At 72.4% G+C, this 20,343-nt stretch carries 19 protein-coding genes; 10 read left to right on the forward strand and 9 right to left on the reverse strand.

What is annotated here, in order from left to right; translation table 11 throughout:
• The first annotated feature begins 11 nt into the window (after positions 1-11).
• Both secG and BXY45_RS16130 read left to right on the forward strand, forming a co-directional pair.
• Entirely contained in the window at positions 12-266 is a 255-nt protein-coding gene (secG, locus tag BXY45_RS16125) for a preprotein translocase subunit SecG (protein ID WP_109775546.1), read from the forward strand.
• 30 nt (positions 267-296) lie between these two features.
• Entirely contained in the window at positions 297-644 is a 348-nt protein-coding gene (locus tag BXY45_RS16130) for an RNA polymerase-binding protein RbpA (protein WP_109775547.1), read from the forward strand.
• A 110-nt stretch (positions 645-754) separates the two neighbouring features.
• On the opposite strand, the gene pgi is transcribed toward BXY45_RS16130, so the two are convergent.
• The 6 genes from pgi to tkt all read right to left on the reverse strand — a co-directional run bounded on the left by pgi (position 755) and on the right by tkt (position 9,611).
• Entirely contained in the window at positions 755-2,440 is a 1,686-nt protein-coding gene (gene pgi / locus BXY45_RS16135) for a glucose-6-phosphate isomerase (protein ID WP_109775548.1), read from the reverse strand.
• Positions 2,441-2,516: 76 nt separating this feature from the next.
• On the reverse strand, positions 2,517-3,308 hold the full coding sequence (gene pgl, locus BXY45_RS16140; protein ID WP_109775549.1) for a 6-phosphogluconolactonase: 792 nt from the start codon (positions 3,306-3,308) through the stop codon (positions 2,517-2,519).
• Positions 3,305-4,432, reverse strand: a complete 1,128-nt coding sequence (locus BXY45_RS16145; RefSeq protein ID WP_245961868.1) for a glucose-6-phosphate dehydrogenase assembly protein OpcA — start codon at positions 4,430-4,432, stop codon at positions 3,305-3,307. The genes pgl and BXY45_RS16145 overlap by 4 nt, the downstream gene beginning before the upstream one ends.
• 61 nt (positions 4,433-4,493) lie before the next feature.
• Positions 4,494-6,047 (reverse strand): glucose-6-phosphate dehydrogenase, encoded by a 1,554-nt coding sequence (gene zwf / locus BXY45_RS16150; protein WP_109775551.1) that lies wholly within the window; start codon positions 6,045-6,047, stop codon positions 4,494-4,496.
• A gap of 55 nt (positions 6,048-6,102) precedes the next feature.
• The gene (tal, locus tag BXY45_RS16155) at positions 6,103-7,242 is read right to left on the reverse strand and encodes a transaldolase (RefSeq protein WP_109775552.1); all 1,140 of its coding nucleotides are present in this window, start codon (positions 7,240-7,242) and stop codon (positions 6,103-6,105) included.
• Positions 7,243-7,412: 170 nt separating this feature from the next.
• Positions 7,413-9,611, reverse strand: a complete 2,199-nt coding sequence (tkt, locus tag BXY45_RS16160; protein WP_109775553.1) for a transketolase — start codon at positions 9,609-9,611, stop codon at positions 7,413-7,415.
• Positions 9,612-9,877: 266 nt separating this feature from the next.
• Here tkt and BXY45_RS16165 point away from each other — a divergent pair, with 266 nt between their 5' ends.
• Complete coding sequence (locus tag BXY45_RS16165; protein ID WP_245961869.1) at positions 9,878-10,822, forward strand: heme o synthase; 945 nt, start codon at positions 9,878-9,880, stop codon at positions 10,820-10,822.
• 346 nt (positions 10,823-11,168) lie between these two features.
• On the opposite strand, the gene BXY45_RS16170 is transcribed toward BXY45_RS16165, so the two are convergent.
• From BXY45_RS16170 to BXY45_RS16180, 3 genes are all read right to left on the reverse strand, one after another.
• Positions 11,169-12,227, reverse strand: a complete 1,059-nt coding sequence (locus tag BXY45_RS16170; RefSeq protein WP_211319642.1) for a COX15/CtaA family protein — start codon at positions 12,225-12,227, stop codon at positions 11,169-11,171.
• A 125-nt stretch (positions 12,228-12,352) separates the two neighbouring features.
• Positions 12,353-13,159: an ABC transporter permease gene (locus BXY45_RS16175; RefSeq protein WP_245961870.1), complete on the reverse strand. Its 807-nt coding sequence runs from the start codon at positions 13,157-13,159 to the stop codon at positions 12,353-12,355.
• Positions 13,156-14,112 carry an ABC transporter ATP-binding protein gene (locus BXY45_RS16180; protein ID WP_109775556.1) on the reverse strand — a complete coding sequence of 319 codons (957 nt, stop codon included), beginning with the start codon at positions 14,110-14,112 and terminating at the stop codon, positions 13,156-13,158. Before BXY45_RS16180 ends, BXY45_RS16175 begins: the two co-directional genes overlap by 4 nt.
• Positions 14,113-14,243: 131 nt before the next feature.
• Between BXY45_RS16180 and BXY45_RS16185 the strand changes: the two genes are divergently transcribed.
• From BXY45_RS16185 to BXY45_RS16215, 7 genes are all read left to right on the forward strand, one after another.
• Complete coding sequence (locus tag BXY45_RS16185) at positions 14,244-15,140, forward strand: helix-turn-helix transcriptional regulator (protein WP_109775557.1); 897 nt, start codon at positions 14,244-14,246, stop codon at positions 15,138-15,140.
• A complete protein-coding gene (gene sufB / locus BXY45_RS16190; RefSeq protein ID WP_109775558.1) occupies positions 15,137-16,591 on the forward strand; it encodes a Fe-S cluster assembly protein SufB in 1,455 nt (484 codons plus the stop codon). Before BXY45_RS16185 ends, sufB begins: the two co-directional genes overlap by 4 nt.
• A 2-nt stretch (positions 16,592-16,593) precedes the next feature.
• Positions 16,594-18,009 (forward strand): Fe-S cluster assembly protein SufD, encoded by a 1,416-nt coding sequence (gene sufD, locus BXY45_RS16195; RefSeq protein WP_109775559.1) that lies wholly within the window; start codon positions 16,594-16,596, stop codon positions 18,007-18,009.
• Positions 18,010-18,053: 44 nt separating this feature from the next.
• The gene (locus BXY45_RS16200; RefSeq protein ID WP_109775560.1) at positions 18,054-18,401 is read left to right on the forward strand and encodes a non-heme iron oxygenase ferredoxin subunit; all 348 of its coding nucleotides are present in this window, start codon (positions 18,054-18,056) and stop codon (positions 18,399-18,401) included.
• Positions 18,402-18,450: 49 nt separating this feature from the next.
• Positions 18,451-19,224, forward strand: coding sequence for a Fe-S cluster assembly ATPase SufC (sufC, locus tag BXY45_RS16205; protein WP_109775561.1), 774 nt, complete (start codon positions 18,451-18,453; stop codon positions 19,222-19,224).
• On the forward strand, positions 19,224-19,538 hold the full coding sequence (locus tag BXY45_RS16210) for a metal-sulfur cluster assembly factor (protein WP_109775562.1): 315 nt from the start codon (positions 19,224-19,226) through the stop codon (positions 19,536-19,538). The genes sufC and BXY45_RS16210 overlap by 1 nt, the downstream gene beginning before the upstream one ends.
• 106 nt (positions 19,539-19,644) lie before the next feature.
• Positions 19,645-20,322, forward strand: coding sequence for an acVLRF1 family peptidyl-tRNA hydrolase (locus BXY45_RS16215; RefSeq protein WP_109775563.1), 678 nt, complete (start codon positions 19,645-19,647; stop codon positions 20,320-20,322).
• The last annotated feature ends 21 nt before the right edge of the window (positions 20,323-20,343 follow it).

The following is a 20,343-nucleotide window of genomic DNA, read 5'->3' on the forward strand; positions in this document are numbered from 1 at the left end:
CCTGGTCGGCTGTGACTGTCCTGCGGATCGTGCTCCAGGTTCTCCTGGCGCTGACGAGCCTCTTCCTGACCCTGCTGATCCTCCTGCACAAGGGCAAGGGCGGCGGTCTGTCGGACATGTTCGGCGGCGGGATGTCGGCCAGCGTGGGCGGTTCCGGGGTGGCCGAGCGCAACCTCAACCGCATCACCGTGGCCAACGCCGTGCTCTGGGCGGCCGTCGTCGTCGCGCTGGGCCTGGTCGAGCGCTTCGACCCCAGCGGTTCCTGACCCTCCACTCCTGCAGACGAAGGGATCACCGTGGCAGGTGGCAACGCGATCCGAGGCAGCCGTGTCGGCGCCGGTCCCATGGGCGAGGCCGAGCGCGGTGACGCCGCCCCGCGGCGCCGTGTCTCGTACTGGTGCGCCAACTCGCACGAGACGCAGCCGAGCTTCGCGTACGACTCCGGCTCCGAGGTCCCCGAGACCTGGGACTGCCCGCGCTGCGGGCTGCCGGCCGGGCAGGACCGGGCGAACCCGCCCCAGCCGCCCAAGACCGAGCCGTACAAGACGCACCTCGCGTACGTGAAGGAGCGCCGCTCCGAGAGCGACGGCAAGGCCATCCTCGAGGCGGCCCTCGCCAAGCACCGCGCCAAGCGCGGTCTCTGACACCAGCGGTCTCTGACACCAGCGAACTCTCACACCAGCGCAGCACGCAGAGGGCCCCGGGACGATCGTCCCGGGGCCCTCTGCGTGCTCTGCTGCTACAGCCCGAGCAACTAGACCGTGCGCTGCGCCAGGTAGTACTCGATGAGCTCCCGCGTGGACGGGTCCTGCGACTCCAGCGCCGCGGAGTCTCCGGTGAGGGCAGGAGCGATCTCCAGGGCCAGCTTCTTGCCCAGCTCGACGCCCCACTGGTCGAAGCTGTCGATGCCCCACACGACACCCTCGACGAACGTGATGTGCTCGTACAGCGCGATGAGCTGACCCAGCACCGACGGGGTCAGCGACGCCGCGAGGATGGAGGTGGTGGGGCGGTTCCCGCTGAAGACCCGAGCGGACACCACGTCCTCCGCGGTGCCCTCGGCGCGCACCTCCTCGGCGGTCTTGCCGAACGCCAGCGCCTTGGTCTGGGCGAAGAAGTTCGCCATGAACAGGGCGTGGACGTCGACGTCGCCGTCCTGCAGCGGGTGCGCCGGGTTGGCGAACGCGATGAAGTCGGCCGGGATGATGCGCGTGCCCTGGTGGATCAGCTGGTAGAAGGCGTGCTGCCCGTTGGTGCCGGGCTCGCCCCAGAAGACCTCACCGGTCTCGGTGGTCACCGGGGTGCCGTCCCAGCGCACCGACTTGCCGTTGGACTCCATCGTCAGCTGCTGCAGGTACGCGGCGAAGCGGTGCAGGTACTGGCTGTACGGCAGCACCGCGTGCGTGTGGGCACCGACGAAGTTGACGTACCAGACGTTGATCAGGCCCATGAGCACCGGCACGTTCGTGGCGAGCGGCTCGGTGCGGACGTGCTCGTCGATGGCGTGGAACCCGGCGAGGAACTCCCGGAACGCGTCCGGACCGATGGCCACCGCCAGTGAGGTGCCGATCGCGGAGTCGACGGAGTAGCGGCCACCGACCCAGTCCCAGAAGCCGAAGGCGTTCTGCGGGTCGATGCCGAAGTCGGCGACCTTGTCCAGCGCGGTGGAGACGGCCACGAAGTGCTTCGCGACGGCCGCGCGGCGGGCGTCGTCGTCGTCCTTCAGCGCACCGGCAGCGATGAGCTGCTCCCACAGCCAGGCGCGGGCCAGACGGGCGTTGGTCAGCGTCTCCAGGGTCCCGAAGGTCTTGGAGGCGACGATGAACAGCGTCGAGGTGGCGTCGAGGCCGACCAGGGTCTCGGCCAGGTCGGTCGGGTCGATGTTCGAGATGAACCGCAGCTCGATCTCGGGGTGCTTGTAGGCCTTCAGCGCCTCGTACGCCATCACCGGTCCCAGGTCGGACCCGCCGATGCCGATGTTGACGACGGTGCGGATCCGCTCGCCCGTGACGCCCGTCCAGGCGCCCGAGCGGACGTCGTCCGCGAACGCCGACACCTTCGCCAGGACTTCCTGGACGTCGGTGTCGACGTCCTGGCCGTCGACGACCAGCGCCGGCGTCGCGTGCGGCGGACGGCGCAGCGCCGTGTGCAGCACGGCACGGTCTTCGGTGACGTTGATGTGCTCCCCGGCGAACATCGCCGCCAGCCGCTCCGGAAGGCGGACCTCCTCGGCCAGCTTCACCAGCAGCGACAGCGTCGCGTCGGTGATGAGGTTCTTGGAGAGGTCGACGTGGAGGTCGGCAGCGTCGAAGGTCAGCCTGCGGGCCCGCTCGGGGTCCTTGGCGAACCAGGCGCGCAGGTCAGGGGTGACAGCCGCGTGGTGGGCCGTGAGGCCGGCCCAGGCGGAAGTGGTGGTCGGATCCACAGGAGGAGTGCTCACGAGGAGACGCTAGGGCAGGTGGGTGACGGAGATCCCCAGAACGTGTCAGTCCCGTTGCCGAGCGTGCGAAGCGCCCTCACAGCTGGCTCGCCGCGTCGCGATCGAGCAGCCACAGCGTGCGCCGCGTGCCGCTGACCAGGCTCGCCGGCAGCCGGCCGGGGCCAGCGAGGGCCTCGGCCACCGCGTCAGCTTTGTCGGCGCCGCCCACCACGAGCCACACCTCCTCGGCAGAGGTGATCACGGGCAGCGTCAGCGACAGGCGGGTGGGCGGAGGCTTGGGGGAGTCACGCACGGCGATGACCTCCCGCCCGGCCTCCTGCCCCTCCTTCAGCGACGGGTGCTCCGGGAAGAGGCTCGCCACGTGCCCGTCGGGGCCGACACCGAGCATGAGCACGTCGAAGACGGGCACCGAGCCACCGACGCCCTCGGCGCGAGCGGCCTCGGCGAGCTCGGCCGCGTAGCGGGCGGCTGCCGCGTCGGGATCGGCGGGGTTGTCGACGTCAGCATCGTCGGTGGCAGGCATCACGTGGACGGCGTCCTCGCGCAGCCCCTGCGTCGCGAGGGTGTCGAGCAGCGCCTCGCGGGCCTGGACGGCGTTGCGGTCGCCGTCGTCGGAGGTCACGAACCGCTCGTCGCCCCACCACAGGTCCACCCGTGACCAGTCCACCGCGTGCGATGCGGGGGAGGAGGCCACCTCGCGCAGCAGCTGGATGCCGACCGTGCCGCCGGTGAGCACCACGGACGCGCGTCCACGCCGGACCTGCGCGTCGAGGACGCGCACGACGAGCCGGGCGGCCACGGCCGCCGCCAACGAGTTCTTGTCAGGGTGGACGACGACCTCGGCCGCCGAGCGGGACCCGAAGGTCATGACGCGTCCTTTCCGACGGTGGCCTTCTGCGAGACCTTCTCCGGCGTCCTGTCCGGCGCAGTCGCCGGAGCCTTGTCCGTGACGGACGGTGTGGCCTGGATGGCCGCGGCACGGACGTGCGCGGCGGCGTCGAGCTCAGCACCGTGGCGCAGCTGTTCGGCGACGTCGGGCCCACGGCCCGTTGCATGGGCCTCCGCCAGGCCGACGTGGCTGTCGGCCTCGGCGTCCAGCACCGCGAGGCCGTGGGTGAGCACCTCGCCGTAGATGTCGTCGGGGTCGAGGCGGCGCAGCTCCTCGGCGAGGCAGTCGCGGTTGGACCGCCGCGGCAGCGCCAGCCGCCGCTCGGGCTGCCCCGGCTGGGTGAGGGTGGCCACGCGGCTGTCGGGGCGGGCCAGCTCGATGACGCCCGAGGGCCGCTCGAGCCGGACCCCGACGATGCCGCCCCCGGCGGGCCCGCTGACTCGCGTCACCGGGCACTGCAGCGCGAGCGCCAGCCACGCCGCCAACAGCTCCGTGCTGGGGCTGTTGCTGGCGCCGGTGACCGTCGCGGAGGTCACGACGTCGGCCGGGACCTGGTCGAACGCGGCGGCGAGCAGACCCCGCCACAGCGTCAGGCGCGACCACGCGAAGTCGGTGTCGCCCGGCACGTGGTGGGCCGCGAGCCGGTGCAGCGCAGCCACCGGGTCGGGGCTGGCCGCCGCGTCGGTGATGCGCCGCTGCGCCATCGAGCCGATGGGATCGGTGGCGGGGTGCTCGGGCGCCTCGCCGGGCCACCACACCACGACGGGCGCGTCGGGCAGCAGCAGCGGGATGACCATCGACGCGCCGTGACCGGTGAGCGGCCCGTAGCTGCGCAGCACGATCACCTCGCTGGCGCCCGCGTCACCGCCCACCCGGATCTGACCGTCCAGGCGGGAGGTTCCACGCTCGTCGGCGGCTGCCAGTACGAGGATCCGGCACGGGTGCTCCCGGCTGGCGTCGTTGGCGGCCTCGATGGCGGCCTCGGCGTGCTCGTCGTCGGTGGGGACCACGAGCGTCAGCACCCGGCCGAGCGCCACGGCACCGCCGCTGTCACGCAGGTGCACGAGCCGCTTGGCGATGGCGGCGGTCGAGGTGCGGGGCATGTCGACGATCAACGGACGCCCTCCTCGGACGAGTGGTCGGTGCAGGAGGCCCCGCTGGCGTTCACGGCCTTCTCCAGGTGCGACCCGCGCGGGCGAGCATGTCGGTCGCCTGCTGCGGACCCCACGAACCCGAGGCGTACGGCGGGGGCTGGCCCTGCGACTCCCAGTGCTTGATCACCGGGTCGAGGATGCGCCAGCTCAGCTCGACCTCTTCGTGCCGGGGGAACAGCGGCGGGTCTCCGAGGAGCACGTCGAGGATGAGGCGCTCGTAGGCCTCGGGGGAGGACTCGGTGAAGGAGTGCCCGTACCCGAAGTCCATCGTGACGTCGCGGACCTCCATCTGCGTGCCCGGCACCTTCGAGCCGAAGCGCAGGGTCACGCCCTCGTCGGGCTGCACGCGCACCACGAGGGCGTTCTGCCCGAGCTCCTCGGTGGCCGTCGACTCGAAGGGCAGGTGGGGTGCCTTCTTGAAGACGACGGCGATCTCGGTGACGCGCCGTCCCAGGCGCTTGCCGGTCCGCAGGTAGAACGGCACCCCGGCCCAGCGCCGGGTGTCGACCTCCAGGGTCACCGCGGCGTAGGTCTCCGTGGTGGAGTCCTGCGGGATGCCGTCCTCTTCGAGGTAGCCCTTGACCGGCTCGCTGCCCTGCCAGCCCGGCGCGTACTGCCCGCGGGCGGTGTGGGCGTCGAGGTCTGCCGGGAGGCGCACCGCCGAGAGCACCTTCTCCTTCTCGGCCCGCAGGTCGCGGGCAGAGAAGGAGACCGGTTCCTCCATGGCGGTCAGTGCAAGGAGCTGGAGCAGGTGGTTCTGGATGACGTCACGGGCGGCGCCGATGCCGTCGTAGTACCCCGCGCGGCCGCCGATGCCGATGTCCTCGGCCATGGTGATCTGCACGTGGTCGACGTGGTTGGAGTTCCACAGCGGCTCGAACATCTGGTTGGCGAAGCGCAGCGCCAGCAGGTTCTGCACCGTCTCCTTGCCCAGGTAGTGGTCGATGCGGAACACCGAGTCCTGGGGGAAGACACCACCGACGACGGCGTTGAGCTCGCGCGCGGTGGCGAGGTCACGCCCGAACGGCTTCTCGATGACCACTCGCCGCCACGACCCCTCGACCGGGTCGGTCAGGCCCGACGCGGCCAGCTGCTGGCACACCAGCGGGAAGGCGCCCGGGGGGATCGACAGGTAGAAGGCGTGGTTGCCGCCGGTGCCGCGCTGGGCGTCGAGGTCGCGCACGACCTCGGCGAGCTGCGTGAACGCCGCGGCGTCGCCGAACTCACCCGGGACGAAGCGGAAGCCCTCCGCGAGGTGGGCCCACACCTCCTCCCGGAACGGCGTGCGGGAGTGCTGGCGCACCGAGTCGTACACGATCCGCCCGAAGTCCTGCTCGGCCCAGTCGCGCCGAGCGAAGCCCACCAGGGAGAACCCCGGCGGCAGCAGCCCGCGGTTGGCGAGGTCGTAGATGGCCGGCATGAGCTTCTTCCGGGCAAGGTCGCCCGTCACCCCGAACATCACCATGCCGCAGGGACCGGCGATGCGAGAGAGCCGCTTGTCGCGGGGGTCGCGCAGCGGGTTCTGCGCGACCCCCGTGCCCAGGCCAGGGCGGTAGAGGGACATCAGTGGTTCACCTGACCGGACATGCGACGAGCGGTAACGATCTGCAGCGAAACAATCACTCGTGGCTGCTACCGCCGGCCAGGGCAGCCGCGCGCTCGAGCTCGTCGCGGACGGAGTCGCCGAGCTCGGTCCAGGACTTCTCGAACTTGTCGACGGCCTCGGTCTCGAGGTCCTCGACGACCTTCGTGTAGGAGATGCCCAGGCGCTCCAGACCGTCCATGACCTGCTCGGCCTCGGCGTAGGATCCCTTGATCGTGTCACCGGTGACCGTGCCGTGGTCGGCGAAGGCCTCCATGGTGGAGCCCGGCATGGTGTTCACGACGCCGTCGGTGACGAGCTCGCTGACGTACAGGGTGTCCGGGTAGGCCGGGTCCTTGACGCCGGTGGAGGCCCACAGCGGGCGCTGCACCTGAGCGCCGGCCTCGGCGAGCACCTGCCAGCGCGGGGAGGAGAAGACCTCCTCGTACGCCTGGAAGGCCAGGCGGGCGTTGGCCAGGGCGGCCTTGCCGCGCAGCGCCTTCGCCTCGTCGGTCCCGATCTTGTCGAGCTGCGGGTCGATCGCGGTGTCGACGCGGGAGACGAAGAAGCTCGCCACCGACGCGATGGGGGCCAGGTCGATGCCCTTCTCGCGGGCCTGCTCGAGGCCGGTGAGGAAGGCGTTCATCACGGCGCGGTAGCGGTCGAGGGAGAAGATCAGCGTGACGTTGACGCTGATGCCCTCGGAGATCGCCGCGGTGATGGCCGGCAGGCCCTCCACGGTCGCGGGGATCTTGATGTAGAGGTTCTCGCGGTCGACGGCGGACCACAGCACGCGGGCCGACTCGATGGTCGCGGCGGTGTCGCGCGCCAGGCGCGGGTCGACCTCGAGGGAGACGCGGCCGTCGCCCTTGCCACCGGTCTTGTCGTGGATCGGGCGCAGCACGTCGCACGCCTCGCGCACGTCGCGCGTGGTGATCTGGAAGACGGCCTCGTCGATGTCGACGCCGGCCGTCGCGAGCTCGCGGACCTGGTCCTCGTAGCGGTCGCCCTTCTTGAGGGCGGTCGCGAAGATCGTGGGGTTGCTCGTGACGCCCGCGACGCTGTACTCGGCGACGAGGCTGGCGAGGCGCCCGGTCTGCACGAGCTCGCGGGACAGGTCGTCGAGCCAGACGGCGACGCCGGCCTCGGAGAGGGCGGCGAGGTTCGCGTTGGTCATGTGATCGCTCCAGGTGAGGTCAAGGTCAGTCGGATCGGGACGTCTGACGTCTCTGCTTGCCGATCGGCGCGGCGGACCGGAATGTGAGCGATCTCGCAGGTGAGAGGCCGATCGGGAGAAATCGTGCGCCGGCGGCGGGCCACCGGACCGCCGCCGGCGCACGAGGTGGGTCAGCGGTCGCCGGTGCCGCCGGTCGGCGACGAAGAGCCCGCGACCGAACCGGGGCTGTCGCCGCCGGCCACGGCCTGCAGCGACTCGTGCGCCTTGGCGACGACGTTCTCGGCGGTGAAGCCGAACTCCTTCATGAGGCGGGCACCGTCGGCGGAGGCGCCGAAGTGCTCGATGGAGACCGTGCGGCCGGCGTCGCCGACGATGTCGCGCCAACCGGCGGCGACACCCGCCTCGACGGACACGCGCGCCTTCACGGTCGGGGGCAGCACGGACGCGCGGTAGGCGTCGTCCTGCTCGGCGAACCACTCGCGGCACGGCATGGACACCACGCGGGTGCCGATGCCCTCGGCCTGGAGCTGCTCGCGGGCCGCGACGGCGATCTCCACCTCGGAGCCCGTGGCCACGATGATGACCTGGAGGTCACCCTCGGCGTCGGCCAGCACATAGCCGCCCTTGAGCGTGCCCTCGGCAGCGCCGAAGACCTCGCGGTCGTAGACCGGCAGGTTCTGGCGCGAGAGCACCACACCCGTCGGGCTGTCGGTGTGCTCGAGCGCACCGCGCCACGCGTACGCCGTCTCGTTGGCGTCGGCCGGGCGGACCACGGCCAGACCCGGGATGAGACGCAGCGCGGCGACGTGCTCGATCGGCTGGTGGGTCGGGCCGTCTTCACCCAGACCGATGGAGTCGTGGGTCCAGACGAAGATCGACGGGATCTCCATCAGCGCAGCCAGACGCACCGAGGCGCGCATGTAGTCGCTGAACTGCAGGAACGTGCCGCCGTAGGCACGCGTGCCGCCGTGCAGGACGATGCCGTTGATGGCGGCGCCCATGGCGTGCTCGCGGATGCCGAAGTGCAGCGTGCGGCCGTAGGGTCCGCCGCTCCACGAGCGGGTCTGGCGCGAGACCGGGAGGAAGGAGGGCTCGCCCTCCATCGTCGTGTTGTTGGACTCGGCGAGGTCGGCCGAGCCGCCCCACAGCTCCGGCAGCACGCTGGCGAGGCCGGTGAGGACCTCGCCCGAGGCCTTGCGGGTGGACACGGCCTTGCCGGCCGGGAAGGACTTCAGGGACTCGGTCCAGCCCTCGGGCAGGGTGCGGGTCTTGAGGCGGTCCAGCAGCGCGGCACGCTCGGGGTTCGCGGTGCGCCACGCGGCGAAGCGGGCGTCCCACCCGTCGGCGCCGCCGCGGACGGCCTGGGTGCGAGCGGCCAGGCCGCGGGTGCGCTCGAGCACCTCGTCGTCGACGGCGAAGGTCTTCTCCGGGTCCAGCCCGGTGATGGCCTTGAGGGCCTTGATGGCCTCGTCGCCGAGGGCGGCGCCGTGCGACTTGCCGGTGTTCTGCAGCTTCGGCGTGGGCCACGCGATGATCGTGCGCAGCACGATGAAGCTCGGACGGCCGGTCTCGGCCTTGGCCGCCTGCAGCGCGTCCCACAGTGCCTGGACGTCTTCCTTGTAGCCCTCGCCGTCGCCGTGGTCACCACCGCGGGTCCAGTCGACCGTCTGCACGTGCCAGCCGTACGCCTCGTACCGCTTGGCGACGTCCTCGGTGAACGCGATGTCGGTGACGTCCTCGATGGAGATCGAGTTCGAGTCGTAGATGACCGTGAGGTTGCCCAGCTCCTGCGTGCCCGCGAGCGAGCTCGCCTCGCCGGAGATGCCCTCCTCGAGGTCACCATCGGAGGCGATGGCGTACACGTGGTGGTCGAACACGGACTCGCCAGGGGCGGCGTCCGGGTCGAGCAGGCCACGCTCGCGGCGAGCGGCCATGGCCATGCCCACCGCGTTGGCAACTCCCTGGCCCAGCGGGCCGGTGGTCACCTCGACGCCCTTGGTGTGCTTGTACTCGGGGTGGCCCGGGGTCTTCGAGCCCCAGGTGCGCAGCGCCTTGAGGTCGTCGAGCTCGAGCCCGAAGCCACCCAGGTACAGCTGGATGTACTGCGTCAGCGCCGAGTGGCCGGCCGACAGGACGAAGCGGTCACGCCCGTCCCACGTGGTGTCGGTCGGGTCGTGCTGCATGAGCTTCTGGTAGAGCAGGTACGCCAGCGGCGCGAGGCTGATCGCGGTGCCGGGGTGGCCGTTGCCGACCTTCTGCACGGCGTCGGCGGCAAGCGCGCGCACCGTGTCGACGGCGCGCTGGTCGACGTCGTCCCATGTGAGGGTGCTCTTCGAGGTACTCGGAGCGATGGCCTGGGTCTGGGTCACTGAGCTGTCCTTCTCTCCGCGCGGCGCGGGAAAGGCTGCCGCGCGCGCATCTCGTCCAGTGGTGCGGCTCTGTCGCTGTTGTGTCGTCCAGGAGTGCGGCTCGCTGTTGCTGTGAGCCTACTCACCGCCGACACGTCACCCGAATGGCGGTCTGCCACTTTCTGAGACCGCTGGGCCGTACAGTTGCTTCGTCCGTGCCCTGGGGGTGCCGCGCCCACTGGCGCGCCCCCGCCAGGCCCCTGCTTCAGCGAGGACCGCGACCACCCGTGACCGCCGTCGAGGACGCCCGTGGCGCCCGCACCCGCTGGACCCGGCGCCAACGCGTGGCCGGTTTCGTCGCGCTCACCAAGCCGCGCATCATCGAGCTGCTCCTCATGACCACGGTGCCGACGATGATGCTCGCCCAGCGCGGTCTTCCGCCCCTGTGGCTGCTCGGCGCGACGCTCGTGGGCGGCACCCTGGCGGCGGGCAGCGCCAACGCGCTGAACTGCTACATCGACCGCGATATCGATATGCGGATGCACCGCACGGGCAAGCGCCCGCTCGTGACGGGCGTGGTCACGCCGCCGGAGGCGCTCGTCTTCGGCCTCGCGCTCGGCGTGCTGTCGGTGGCGTGGCTCGGGCTCGTCGTCAACGGACTCTCGGCGCTCCTCGCGGCGCTGGCCATCGCGTTCTACGTGGTCGTCTACACGCTCGGGCTCAAGCGACGCACGAGCCAGAACATCGTCTGGGGCGGCGCCGCCGGGTGCATGCCCGTGCTCATCGGCTGGTCGGCGGTCACCGGGTCGCTGAGCTGGGCGCCGTGGGTGCTCTTCGCCGTCATCTTCCTGTGGACCCCGCCGCACTACTGGCCGCTGTCCATCAAGTACCGCGCCGACTACGCCGAGGTCGGCGTCCCCATGCTGCCGGTGGTGGCGTCGCCGCTGACCGTCGGCCGCCAGGTCGTCGCCTACGCGTGGGCGATGGTCGCGGCCACCCTGGTGCTCGTGCCGATCGCCCCCACCGGCCCGGTGTACGCCATCGCCGCGGTGCTGCTCGGCGGCTGGTTCCTTGTCGAGTCGCACGGCCTGCTGCGCCGCGCCCGCAAGGTGACCTCTGCCGACGAGGTCGGCGCCATGCGCCTCTTCCACACCTCGATCAGCTACCTCACGCTGCTGTTCCTGGCGCTCGCCGTCGACGCCGTCCTCCCGCTGCAGCCGCTCTTCTCCTGACGCGCTCGGGCTTCGGCTCTCCGCGGCGCCATCCCGTGCCAGTGAGGGAATGGTGCGGATCCCCCCCGGCGCGGTCGTTCTGGGTCGCGGCAGTGCTGCAGCCGTGGGTGATGAGGACGACGACGGGCGCCGTCGGCTCGGCGGCAGCCGTCCGTAGGGCGTGCGTGACCGCGCGCTGGGCCACGTCCCTGCCCGCGCTGGCGCAGTCCAGGGGCACGCGGAGGCCGTTCCTGCCCCTGGACTCCGCCAGCGCGAAGCCACCAAGCAGCCACGACGAAACCCTCGCGTGGAGCTACCCGGCCGTGCCGGGCATCAGTCGGGCATCACTCGGGCCATCACCCGGGCTTCAGCGACTGGGGACGACGACGCCCGCGTCCGTACGCTCGCGCAGCGAGGTCCACAACGCCGTCACCGCAACCACCAGCAGGCATGCGCCGAGCATGTGCAGCGCCACGAGCACCACCGGCAGGTCGGTGGCGTACTGGACGTACCCGATGAGCCCCTGGACGAGGACGACGCCGAGCACCCACCAGGCCCGGCGCCGGGCGGTGGGCGTTGACGGGGCGACGTGCAGCGCCACGAGCAGACCCACGAGCAGACCTACGAGCAGCAGCACGAGGTCGGCGTGGAGCCAGCTGACGGTGCGCGGGTCGAAGCCGTAGCGGGCGGGCTGGTCGGCGTCGCCGGAGTGCGGACCCGACCCCGTGACGACGGTGCCGACGACGAGCACTGCTGCTGTCGTCGCCGAAAGGGCCACCGCGAGCGTGCGCACTGCCGGTGGCACGACGGGTCGCGGGTCGCCGTCGCCCTCACCGGCGCGCAGGTACAGCAGCGTGGAGACCGCGATCAGCGCCATCGAGATGAGGAAGTGCGCCGACACGGTGATCGGCGAGAGGTCGGTGTGCACCGTGATGCCACCGACCACGGCCTGCACGAGCACGCCGAGCACCGGCAGCAGCGCCACCACCCGCAGCCGCGGACGCGGCGGCCGCAGGAGCACCACGGCGAGCAGCGCGGCGACGGCGAGCAGCCCGACGGGGCCGGTGAGCAGCCGGTTGCCGAACTCGATGTACTTGTGGAAGCCCTCGGCCTGGTGGACGACCGGGGTCACGGAGCCGTCGGCGCAGGTCGGCCAGTCGGGGCAGCCGAGGCCCGAGCCGGTGAGCCGCACCACACCGCCGGTGATGACGATGACGACCTCGGCGACGAGGTTCGCTAGCAGCACCGGCCGCAGCCAGCGACCGCTGCGGACGCCGGCGAGGAACCGCTCCCGCGCGCCGGTCCCGTCCGGGGCGCCCGTAGCGGCCGGGACCGCTGGGGACGACGGAGACGCGGAGGCGTGCGACGTCGTCGGGGTGGCGCCGGGGTCCTGGGCGCGGCGGCGGGGCTCGGTGCTCGACGACACCTCAGAAGGGTAGGCGCCCGTTGGATGCCGTCCGTGCGCCGCGCGGTTTGCTGGGGCGAACGTCACCGCCTCCGCCGTGGCGGCCGCCCGACCCGTGAGCGCGGCGTCAGCTCCACGTGGCGGCGTCAGCTCCACTTGAAGGTGCGGACCACCAGCGCCGCCGCCCCGGCCGCCCACGCGAGCAGCACGGCGCACGGCCCGAGCGCCAGCGTGCCGTCCAGGGTGGCGGCCCTCACGGCGTCCCCCAGGGCCGATGACGGCAGCACGGCCAGCAGCGGTGCGGCGGCTCCGGCCGCCTCTCGCGGCACGAGCAGCCCCGCCCCCGCGAGCAGCACCCAGGCGAGGTTGGCCACCGCCAGCACGGCCTCGGCCCTCAGCGTGCCTGCCAGCAGCAGTGCCAGCGCCGCGAACGCCGCCGTGCCGAGCAGGAGGGTGAGCAGGAGCAGGGGGACGGCGGCGCCTCCGGCGGCGAGCGGCCGCCACCCCAGCGCCAGCGCCAGCGCGCTCAGGACCACCACCTGCAGTGCCTCGACGACGAGGACCGCCACCAGCCGGCCCAGCAGCAACCCGGAGCGCCCCAGCGGTGTCGTGGCGAGCAGCCGTAGCACGCCGTAGCGGCGGTCGAAGCCGAGCGCGATCGCCTGGCCGGTGAACGCGGTGGACAGCACCGCCAGCCCCAGGACCCCGGGGGTGACGACGTCGATCCGCGGCAGCCCGCCCAGCGACGCCGGCACGACGGCCGCCCCCACCGGCGTCCGCGCGAGCACCAGCAGGGCCAGCGCCGGCAGCACCAGGCTCACGAGCACCTGCTCGCCGTTGCGCAGCAGCACGCCCACCTCGAACCGCGACTGCGCCGCCACCCGTTGCGCCGCCGGGGCGGCCCCGCCCGCGGGAGCCAGCTCCAGCACAGCGGGGCCTGCCTGCGAACTCACGCTGCCCACTGCGAGGGACCTCCCGTCAGTTCCAGCACGACCTCCTCCAGGGAGCGTCGTCCCACCACGAGTCCTTCGGGGAGCACGCCCTGGGCCGCGCACCACGAGGCGGCGGTGGCCACGACCTGCGGGTCGACAGCGCCCGGGCGCAGCGCCGTGACCTCGTACCGTCCGGGGGCCGTCTCGTCGGTGGTCACGGTGGTCGGCAGGGCCGCGCGCAACCCGTCGAGCGGCAGGTGGGCCGGCGCGCCGAACCTCAGGACCTCCGGGCCGGACGAGGTGAGTTGCGTCACGGTGCCCGAGGCCACCGCACGGCCCTCGCGGACGACGACGACGGCGTCGGCGAGGCGCTCGGCCTCCGCCATGGAGTGCGTGGTGAGCAGGACGGCGACGCCCGCGGCGCGCAGCTGCTCCAGGAGGTCCCACACGACGGCGCGGGCGTGCGGGTCCAGCCCCGTGCTGGGTTCGTCGAGGAAGGCCAGCTCAGGACGGCCGACGACGGCGCACGCCAGCGCCAGCCGCTGCCGCTGCCCGCCGGAGAGGCGCCGCACCGAGGTACGCCCGAAGCCGTCGATTCCCAGCAGGGCCGCCAGGGCGTCGACGTCCATTGGCCGGGCGTGCTGCGCTGCCACCAGCCGGAGCACGGCCAGGGCCGGGGCGCCACCTGGCAGTCCGCCGTCCTGCAGGAGCACGCCCGTGCGCGAGGACAGGGCGCGGCCGTCGCGGCGAGGGTCCAGGCCGAGTACCGACAGATGGCCGGAGTCGGCGCGGCGCAGCCCCGTGCAGCACTCCACCAGGGTGGTCTTGCCGGCGCCGTTGGGACCGAGGACGGCGGTCACCTCGCCCCGCCGGGCCACGAGGTCGAGCCCGTCCAGTGCGGTGAGCCGCCCGTACCGCTTGACCAGTCCGCGCACCTCCAGCGCGGCGGCTTCCTCACCGCGGGGGTTCTGCACGCCCGGGAGTCTAGGTCGGGCCACCGACACCACCCGGGACCCAGCCCGCCCCGGACGTGCGTCTGATCACGCCCGGGCGATCGTCGGACGGCGGGGGAAGGGGATTAGGGCACCATGGTGTTGTGCAAACCATGGACCCCCGAGACCCCGCAGGCGCCGCGCACGCCTCCGCGGCTCCGGAGCTGTCTGCGGCGAGCACCCGTGAGCGCGTCTCGCGCACCGTTCTCTCCCGCGGTCCCGTGACGGCAGCCCAGCTCGCGGTCGACCTCGGGATTACCCCCGCCGCGGTGCGCCGCCACCTCGATTCGCTCGCCGCCGAGGGACTGGTGCGCCAGGCGCCCCTGCTCACCGGACCCGCGGGCCGCCGTCCCGGTCGCCCCGCCCGCGGGTGGGTCGCCACCGACGCCGGCCACGCCGCCGCACCGGGCAGCTACGACGACCTCGCCACCGCCGCCCTCGCGGCGCTGGAGCGCGAGGCGGGGCGTCCGGCCCTGGAGCGGTTCGCCCGGGAGCGCGCCGACGAGCTGGTCGACCGCCACCGCGAGTCCGTGGAGGCCGCGGGCAGCACCCCCGCCGCCCGTGCGCTGGCGCTGGCGGAGGCCCTCTCGGGCGACGGCTACGCCGCTCGGACCGCCGTCCTGGGGCACCCCGCTCCGCGCGGGCACGGCTCGGCGGCCACCGCCGTGCCGGCGTCGGTGCAGCTGTGCCAGGGTCACTGCCCGGTGCAGGCCGTGGCCACGCGCTACCCGGAGCTGTGCGAGGCCGAGACCGAGGCGTTCGCCCGCCTCATCGGGGCGCCCGTGCGGCGCCTGGCCACCCTGGCCGCCGGCCACCACGCCTGCACGACCCACGTCACGACCACGCCCATCGGCCCGACCAGCTCGACCAGCCCGACAAGCCAGGTCGGCACGGGCGGCCGACCTCGAGCCACCCGCGGCCCAGCAGCCGTGGTCCCGCCATCAGGCCCTTCGGGGCGCACCTCGCAGACCACCCAGACGTCGCACGCCACCCAGGGACGGAGCGCATGAGCACAGACACCAGCCCCCAGACCCCCGCCGAGCTCAACGACATCGAGGCTCGCAACCCCGAGCTCGTCGGGCTCGGCACCTACCAGTACGGGTGGGCCGACCCCGACGCCGCGGGCGAGACCGCCCGCCGCGGGCTGTCGGAGGACGTCGTCCGCGACATCTCCGCGCGCAAGAGCGAGCCCGAGTGGATGCTGCGCATGCGGCTCAAGGCGCTGAAGATGTTCGGCCGCAAGCCGATGCCCGACTGGGGCAGCGACTTGTCCGAGATCGACTTCGAGAACATCAAGTACTTCGTGAAGTCGACGGAGAAGCAGGCGACCAGCTGGGACGAGCTGCCCGCCGACATCAAAAACACCTACGACCGGCTCGGCATCCCCGAGGCCGAGAAGCAGCGCCTGGTGGCCGGTGTGGCCGCGCAGTACGAGTCCGAGGTGGTCTACCACCAGATCAACGAGGAGCTCGAGCGCCAGGGCGTCATCTTCCTCGACACCGACTCGGGCCTGCGTGAGCACCCGGAGCTGTTCCAGGAGTACTTCGGCTCGGTGATCCCCCCGGGCGACAACAAGTTCGCCGCGCTGAACACGGCCGTGTGGTCGGGCGGGTCGTTCATCTACGTGCCGCCAGGCGTGCACGTGGAGATCCCGCTGCAGGCCTACTTCCGGATCAACACCGAGAACATGGGCCAGTTCGAGCGGACCCTGATCATCGCCGACGAGGGCTCCTACGTGCACTACGTCGAGGGCTGCACCGCGCCGATCTACAAGTCCGACTCGCTGCACTCCGCGGTGGTCGAGATCGTCGTGAAGAAGAACGCCCGCGTGCGCTACACGACCATCCAGAACTGGTCGAACAACGTCTACAACCTCGTCACCAAGCGGGCCACCGCCGCCGAGGGCGCCACCATGGAGTGGATCGACGGCAACATCGGCTCCAAGGTGACGATGAAGTACCCGGCGATCTTCCTCATGGGCGAGCACGCCAAGGGCGAGACACTGTCCATCGCCTTCGCGGGCGAGGGCCAGCACCAGGACGCCGGCGCCAAGATGGTGCACGCCGCGCCCCACACGTCCAGCTCGATCATCTCCAAGTCGGTGGCCCGCGGCGGCGGTCGCAGCTCCTACCGCGGGCTGGTGCAGGTGCTCGAGGGCGCCGGGCACTCGGCCTCGACGGTGCGCTGCGACGCGCTCCTGGTCGACTCGATCAGCCGCTCGGACACCTACCCGTACGTCGACGTCCGCGAGGACGACGTCTCCATGGGCCACGAGGCGACCGTCTCGAAGGTCTCCGAGGACCAGCTCTTCTACCTCATGAGCCGCGGCATGGCCGAGGACGAGGCAATGGCGATGATCGTGCGCGGCTTCATCGAGCCCATCGCGCGGGAGCTGCCGATGGAGTACGCCCTCGAGCTCAACCGGCTCATCGAGCTGCAGATGGAAGGAGCGGTCGGCTGAGCATGGCTGACACGTCCAACAGCACCACCACCAGCATCCCGACCGACGAGGCCCTCGGCCTGGACGGTCTCGACGCTGGACGCGAGGACCTCGCGCTCGACCTGCCCGGCGGCGCCCCGGCGACCCTCACGGCACCGCTCTCCGGCGCCTCCGTGCCCGACGGCGGCTCGCCCGTGGGCTCGGCGCCTGCGCAGCACGGCTTGAACGCCCACAGCCACGGCGCGGGTGTGCCGGCCACCAACCGTGCGGAGCGGCGCACGTCGTTCGACGTCGCCGACTTCCCGGTGCCGAGCGGGCGCGAGGAGGACTGGCGGTTCACCCCCATCGAGCGCGCCCGTGACCTCTTCGAGCCCGCCGGCGCCAGCGTCAGCGGCCTGCGGGTCGAGGTCTCCACCGCGGACGGTGTGACCCACCGTCGCGGCAGCTCCGACGCGAGCGCCGGCAAGGGCTTCGTGCCCGGTGACCGGGCCGCTGCCGTGGCCTGGGCCGACGCCGCCTCGGCCGGCGCCGTCGACGTCGTCGACATCGCCGCCGAGGCCGACCTGGCCGAGCCGGTGCTCGTGCGCGTCGCCAGCGACGCCCCCCGCTCGGCGGGCCACCTCGTGGTCCGGGCCGGCGCCTACAGCCGCGCCACCGTGGTGCTCGACCACTCCGGCTCCGGCCACGTCGGCAGCGGCGTGGAGGCCGTGGTCGGCGAGGGCGCGCACCTCGTGGTGGTCAGCGTGCACCAGTGGGAGGACGACGCCGTGCACCTCGCGCAGCACGACCTCCTCGTCGGGCGCGACGCCACCGTCAAGCACGTCGTGGTGACGCTCGGCGGCTCGCTCGTGCGCGTCGGGTCCACCGTCCGCTACGCGGGCCCCGGAGGCGACGCGACGCTGCTCGGCGTCTATTTCTCCGACGCTGGCCAGCACCTGGAGCACCGCTCCTTCGTTGACCACGAGGCGGCCAACTGCCGCTCCAACGTCACGTACAAGGGGGCCCTGCAGGGCGAGACCGCGCGAGCGGTCTGGGTCGGTGACGTGCTCATCCGCGCGAGCGCGCTAGGCACCGACACCTACGAGCTCAACCGCAACCTCGTGCTCACCGACGGCGCCCGCGCCGACTCGGTGCCGAACCTCGAGATCGAGACCGGCGAGATCGTCGGGGCCGGCCACGCCAGCGCCACCGGGCGCTTCGACGACGAGCAGCTCTTCTACCTGCAGAGCCGCGGTATCCCGGAGGACCAGGCCCGCCGCATGGTGGTCCGCGCCTTCTTCGCCGACGTGCTGCAGCAGATCGGCGTCCGCTCGATCACCGACCAGCTGATGGCCGCCATCGAGGCGGAGCTGGAGCTTGCTGACGGCTCCGGCGACGAAGGAGACCTGCCCGTGGTGGCCGACGGCGTCGAGGCGGAGCTCGCCGGCGCCCGCCTGTGAGCACGAGCGAGACGGCGGACAAGGCAGCTGACAGGACAGTGAGCATGGTGCGCGTGTGCTCGGTGCACGACGTCCCCGACCCGGGGGCGCTGCGTGTCGAGGTGCCGACCCCGTCGGGGACGGTGGCCGTCGCCGTCGTCCGCGACGAGGACGGCGGCCTGCACGCCATCTCGGACACCTGCAGCCACCAGGCCGTCTCCCTGTCCGAGGGTGACGTCGAGGGCTGCATGATCGAGTGCTGGCTGCACGGGTCGGCGTTCGACCTGCGCACCGGCCGCCCGAGCGCGCTGCCCGCCGTCCACCCCGTGCCCGTGTACGCCCTGGCCGTGGACGGCGACGACGTCCTCGTCGACGCTACCGCCGACATCGGCCCCGCCGCCGAAGCGCGCTGACCAGCGCTGCTGAAGACCTGATCTGACCTGTTGACCTGAGGAGCACCGCATGGCCACCCTGGAGATCCGAGACCTCCACGTCTCCGTGGAGACCCCCGACGCCGGCCCGAAGCAGATCCTGCGCGGCGTCGACCTGACCGTCCGCGCGGGCGAGACCCACGCGATCATGGGCCCGAACGGCTCCGGCAAGTCGACGCTGGCGTACTCGATCGCCGGGCACCCCCGCTACACCGTCACTGGCGGCACCGTCACCCTCGACGGCGAGGACGTGCTGGCCATGAGCGTGGACGAGCGCGCCCGCGCCGGCCTGTTCCTGGCGATGCAGTACCCCGTCGAGGTGCCGGGCGTCACGGTGTCGAACTTCCTGCGCACCGCCAAGACGGCTGTCTCCGGTGAGGCGCCGTCGCTGCGCCACTGGACCAAGGACGTCAAGGCCGCCATGGACGCGCTGCGCATGGACCCGGCGTTCGCCGAGCGCAACGTCAACGAGGGCTTCTCCGGCGGTGAGAAGAAGCGCCACGAGATCCTTCAGATGGAGCTGCTCAAGCCGAAGGTCGCCGTCCTCGACGAGACTGACTCCGGCCTCGACGTCGACGCGCTGCGCATCGTCTCCGAGGGCGTCAACCGCGTCCGCGAGACCGGCGAGACGGGCCTGCTGCTCATCACGCACTACACGCGCATCCTGCGGTACGTGAAGCCCGACTTCGTCCACGTCTTCGTGGCCGGCCGGGTGGCCGAGGAGGGTGGCCCCGAGCTCGCCGACGACCTCGAGGAGAACGGCTACGACCGCTTCCTCGACAGCTCGGCGCCGGTGACCGCCTGATGTCTGACGTCGACGTCGCCGACGTCGAGGAGGCCCTCAAGGACGTCGTCGACCCGGAGCTCGGCATCAACGTGGTCGACCTCGGCCTCGTCTACGGCCTGACCGTGGAGGAGCCCCGCACGGCCGTCATCGACATGACCCTCACCTCGGCGGCGTGCCCGCTGACCGAGGAGATCGAGGCGCAGGTCGCCGACGTCCTCTCCGGCGTCGTCGACGACCACCGGATCAACTGGGTGTGGATGCCACCGTGGGACATGCAGAAGATCACCCCGGACGGCCGCGACCAGCTGCGGGCGCTCGGCTTCAACGTCTGACCACCACCGGTGGTCACAGCGGCGTGCAGAACCCCGCGGGAAGGCTCGTTGAGGGCCTTCCCGCGGGGTTCTGCACGCCGGTAGTACCACCGCTCGGCGTCACGCGGTGAGCAGCCGCCTGGTCGAGGTGGAACCGGAGCGTCTGACCGGGTGGGTGCAGCGCTTCACCGCGTCTCACGGGGCGGCGCAGCTGGCGGAGTCGCCGGAGCGGCTGGTCCTGCGCGCCGCGGACGGCGAGACGGCGGACCTGGAGGTGCCCTGGCCCGCGCTGCGTGCGCCGTTGTCCTCCTCGGCGGTCGCTGAGGATGACGACGACGTCGGCGCGAGCGTCGCCGCGCTCGCCGCTCACGCCGCCGCCGACCGGACGGCGGTGCTGCTGCTCCTGCGCCGCGGCGGGTGGGCCGTGGGCCTGGCGCGCGGCGGTGAGCTCCTCGACGGGACGCATGGCACGCGCTACGTGCAGTCCCGCACCGCGGCCGGCGGGTGGAGCCAGCAGCGGTACGCCCGTCGGCGAGCCAACCAGGCCGACGGCCTGGTCGGCGCCGCCGCGGAGGGGTTGGTGCGGCTGCTCGCGCAGGGACCGCCGCCGGAGGTCGTCGTCCCCGGTGGAGACCGCCAGCTCGTGGCCGACGTCCTCGCGGCCGTGCCCGCGGTGGTGCGTGACCGGCTGGACCAGCTGCCGCGGGGGCCGCTGCTCGACGTACCCGACCCGCGCCGCCGGGTGCTCGAGGAGGTCGCCGCGCGCGCCCGCTGCGTCCGCGTGCGGGTCGCCACCAACAGCTGAGTTCACCAGCCCGTGAGCTCA

The organism is Quadrisphaera granulorum (assembly GCF_003149145.1).
Classification (GTDB): Bacteria; Actinomycetota; Actinomycetes; order Actinomycetales; family Quadrisphaeraceae; genus Quadrisphaera; species Quadrisphaera granulorum.

Bases quoted from the DNA above. Each gene is read 5' to 3' on its own strand.
- BXY45_RS16185 (WP_109775557.1), top strand. From the start codon at position 14,244: ATGGACCCCCGAGACCCCGCAGGCGCCGCGCACGCCTCCGCGGCTCCG.
- sufC (WP_109775561.1), top strand. From the start codon at position 18,451: ATGGCCACCCTGGAGATCCGAGACCTCCACGTCTCCGTGGAGACCCCC.
- pgl (WP_109775549.1), bottom strand. From the start codon at position 3,308: ATGACCTTCGGGTCCCGCTCGGCGGCCGAGGTCGTCGTCCACCCTGAC.
- BXY45_RS16145 (WP_245961868.1), bottom strand. From the start codon at position 4,432: ATGCCCCGCACCTCGACCGCCGCCATCGCCAAGCGGCTCGTGCACCTG.
- sufD (WP_109775559.1), top strand. From the start codon at position 16,594: ATGGCTGACACGTCCAACAGCACCACCACCAGCATCCCGACCGACGAG.
- BXY45_RS16200 (WP_109775560.1), top strand. From the start codon at position 18,054: ATGGTGCGCGTGTGCTCGGTGCACGACGTCCCCGACCCGGGGGCGCTG.
- BXY45_RS16210 (WP_109775562.1), top strand. From the start codon at position 19,224: ATGTCTGACGTCGACGTCGCCGACGTCGAGGAGGCCCTCAAGGACGTC.
- sufB (WP_109775558.1), top strand. From the start codon at position 15,137: ATGAGCACAGACACCAGCCCCCAGACCCCCGCCGAGCTCAACGACATC.
- zwf (WP_109775551.1), bottom strand. From the start codon at position 6,047: ATGTCCCTCTACCGCCCTGGCCTGGGCACGGGGGTCGCGCAGAACCCG.
- tal (WP_109775552.1), bottom strand. From the start codon at position 7,242: ATGACCAACGCGAACCTCGCCGCCCTCTCCGAGGCCGGCGTCGCCGTC.